We start from the raw sequence: 2199 nt of genomic DNA, 5'->3' as shown, positions 1-2199 counted from the left end.
GATCGAGAGTGTCTTCGCCACGGTCAGGAACCGGACCCGCAAAACCAAGGGCTGCCTGAACCGCAAGACCGCCCTCGCCATGGTCTTCCGACTCATGAAGTCAGCCAAGAAGAAGTGGCGGAAGATCAACGGGCCAAACCGTCTGCCCGACGTCATTCAGGGGATTGAGTTCAAGGACGGGATCAAGCAACTTCAAACCGCCGCCTGATGAGGACCGTCACCAACTTTTGGGCATATCTCTGCGCTGCTGTTCCNTCTTCTTAGCAAACTATACGAGCGCACCAGCGTGGTCATCACCACCAACCTGAGCTTCAGCGAGTGGGCGAGCGTCTTCGGTGATGCCAAGATGACCACCGCGCTGCTCAATCGCCTCACCCATCGCTGCCACATCCTGGAGACCGGAAACGACAGCTACCGCTTCAAGGCAAGCTCCGAGACAGCGAAGAAGAAACGGAAGGAGACAGCAGTATTGACCCCAGCATGAACCAACAACCATAACTACCGGGCGGGTCAGATCTCGGTGACAATGCTGGGTCAGTTCTCAGTGACAGCCAACAGCCCCCCTATTTGCACCGATGGATGCGGCGTCCAGCGCAGCGCGGGACCAGTCCAACGCGCCGGCCGGGTCGAGCCGTTCCAGCAGGATGCGGTGCAGCAGGTTCTAGGCTCCCGCCTGCTGCCAATCCCGCAGGCGCCGCCAGCAGGTCATGCCCGAACAGCCGAACACCTCGCCCGGCAGCATCTCCCACGGCAGGCCGGAGCGCAAAACGAACACGATCCCACGCAGGGCATCCCGGTCCGGCAAACGTGGTCGCCTACCCTTCGGCTTCGGCGGCTCCTCGGGCAACAGCGGCCTCACCGCCGCCCATATCTCATCTGTCACAAGCTCATGTCCCATGAGCAGGGCCTCCACGAGGCGCAGATCGGTCTCGTTAGGCGCTCCCAATTTCCCGGGATGCGACACATGTATTGAAACACGAGTTGCAAAAAGACCTTCGGCAAAGCTTCAGCGGGTCGTAAAGAGGCCTTCGCATTCCCCTGGACAAGTATTTGGCCTACCGACGTTGGCGATCGGCAGGCACATTTAGAATCTCGGGGGCTTGTGCAAAAGTGCGCACGAGGAGCCGCCGAGATCACAGGGCACAGGCAACAGAAACACGGCGCTCGCGTCAAGAAAGCTACATGTTAGCTGCACGCTCGCGCCCAGCGTGGAAATTACCTTGATCTTCCAAAATAGTCCGCGCCCTCAAGATTGGCCGCACAGCGAAGTGCCCACGGACGATTGGTACCCCCGGCCGGACTCGAACCGGCAAGCCTTGCGGCGGCGGATTTTGAATCCGCTGCGTCTACCGATTCCGCCACGGGGGCGACGCTGGTGGAGCCATTAAACTGGCACTTCGCGGACGTCAATCTCAGCCGTTCGCACCAAATCCTCTTACGCCCGCAATTACGCAGGCCTCGAACCAATCAAGTGCTGTTGCAGAGAACCTCTTTGATTATCGGCTTCTAGACTGTCCCTCGCCTGAGGCGCTCTGCCCGCAGCGGATTATACCGGGGAGACCAAGGGATCCGCCGCATGCTACTGAAGCTTGCCTTTCGCGTTCTACGAACCGATCCGCTACAGCGCCAAGAGCGACAGCGAAGATCAGCTGGTAACTGTTCCGTCCCGGATGATCACCTTTCCCCGCGACGATCCGCGCTCTTCATGGCAAGATCGGTTCTGAGGGACCTTCGAGACGGGGCACGACCATGCTGATACATCTTCACAAGCAGGCCACGACCACGCCGAAGGTGCGGGCGGCGATCCAGGCGAACACGGAGCCTGCTCCGGTCCTGGTCGAGCGCTTCGGCATAACGGAGCAGACCGTTTACAAGTGGCGCAAGCGCGACAGCGTCGCGGATCGCAGCCACACGCCGCACAGGCTCCAGACGACGCTGACACACCACCGCAGGAGGCCGTCGCGGTGGCCCTGCGAAAGGCGCTGCTGGTGTCGCTGGATGATCTGCTGGCGGTTGTGCGGGAGTTCCTGAACCCGAACGCCTCGCGCTCGGGGCTGGACCGCTGCCTGCGCCGGCATGGCGTGGGGAACCTGCGCGACCTGAAGACCAAGGCGGCCAAGCCGAAGCACAGCGCCTTCAAGGCCTACGAGCCGGGCTACCTCCACATCGACGTGAAGTACCTGCCGCAAATGGCCGATG

The 2199-nt window shown here is 61.1% G+C and carries 1 tRNA gene and 4 pseudogenes; 3 read left to right on the top strand and 2 right to left on the bottom strand.

The features are described 5' to 3' along the window. Positions 1-208, top strand: a pseudogene (locus JSE7799_RS06360) (IS256 family transposase); the annotation flags it as partial. Positions 209-241: 33 nt separating this feature from the next. Next, positions 242-484 (top strand): annotated as a pseudogene (locus JSE7799_RS06355) (ATP-binding protein); the annotation flags it as partial. Positions 485-559: 75 nt separating this feature from the next. On the opposite strand, the pseudogene JSE7799_RS19620 reads toward JSE7799_RS06355, so the two are convergent. Together JSE7799_RS19620 and JSE7799_RS06345 are read right to left on the bottom strand one after the other, a co-directional pair. Further along, positions 560-898 (bottom strand): annotated as a pseudogene (locus JSE7799_RS19620) (transposase); the annotation flags it as partial. A 385-nt stretch (positions 899-1283) separates the two neighbouring features. Beyond that, positions 1284-1368 (bottom strand) — tRNA-Leu (locus JSE7799_RS06345). Between the two features lie 381 nt (positions 1369-1749). Here JSE7799_RS06345 and JSE7799_RS06340 point away from each other — a divergent pair. Then, positions 1750-2199: pseudogene (locus JSE7799_RS06340) on the top strand (transposase family protein); the annotation flags it as partial.

It is taken from the genome of Jannaschia seosinensis, from assembly GCF_001408515.1.
Classification (GTDB): Bacteria; Pseudomonadota; Alphaproteobacteria; order Rhodobacterales; family Rhodobacteraceae; genus Jannaschia; species Jannaschia seosinensis.
Note: the sequence above shows the minus strand (reverse complement) of the source record. Positions and strands in the feature narration are given on the sequence as shown.